Here is a 975-nt window from a genome sequence, read left to right on the forward strand (position 1 = left end):
ACCTAGGGCGTGTCTCTTATATGCGTAACCAGACCAGAATCGCCGCAAGCACCACTCCCGCGCGATACGTGACCGCGAGCTTGTCATAACGCGTCGCAAGCCCGCGCCACTGCTTCATCAACCCAAAGGCCCGCTCGACCACGTTGCGGTCTTTGTACAGCTCCGCATCAAACCCGGGCGGTCGCCCGCCAGCACGACCCTTACGCTTCCTGGCAGCGATCTCATTAGACTTCTCCGGAATCACCGCGGCGATGCCGCGCTCACGCAGATACGCGCGGTTCACCCGTGACGTGTACCCGCGATCAGCAAGCAACGCATCAGGGCGCGTCCGCGCCTGCCCGCACCCAATTCTCGGGACCCGAATATCGCCGAGGACTTCCTGCAACATCGCGCCATCATGGCGTTGCCCGCCCGTCACCACAATCGACAGCGGCCGGCCATGCCCCTCGACAGCAAAATGTACCTTCGTGCTCAACCCTCCGCGTGATCTCCCGATCCCGTGACCTGCCGGTTCAATCTCGCATAACGGCAGATTCTTGTAATTCGATAGAGCCCCCTGTGTCCTGATCAGGGCGCGGCAGGTTCGTACCGTGCTGATGAGCACGGTTGATCGTCGCGTCGATTGACACGTTCCAGTCAATGTCGCCCACTGCATCGGCCTCGGCGAGGATGTGCGCGAATACGCGGTCCCAGGTGCCGTCGGTTGCGTAGCGGCGATGCCGCTTCCACACCGTCTGCCAGGGACCATACCGGTCGGGGAGATCTCGCCACGGGATTCCGGTGCGGTACCGGTAGATGATGCCCTCTACAACGCGGCGGCTATCACCAAACGGGCGGCCTTTACGGCCCTCATTCGTTGGCAGAAGTGGTTCAACTCGCTCCCACTGTGCATTCGTGAACTGCGTAAATCTAGACCGTTGTGACACACCTCAATCATGCTCGAGCACAGGCCCACAATTAGGAGACACGCCCTAG

General features: G+C 61.1%; 1 pseudogene. It reads right to left on the minus strand.

The annotated features are described in order from the left end of the window. Positions 1–16: 16 nt before the first annotated feature. Positions 17–926 (minus strand): annotated as a pseudogene (locus VVR85_RS11155) (IS5 family transposase). Between the last annotated feature and the right edge of the window lie 49 nt (positions 927–975).

The organism is Corynebacterium sp. LK2590 (assembly GCF_040946105.1).
Taxonomy (GTDB): Bacteria; Actinomycetota; Actinomycetes; order Mycobacteriales; family Mycobacteriaceae; genus Corynebacterium.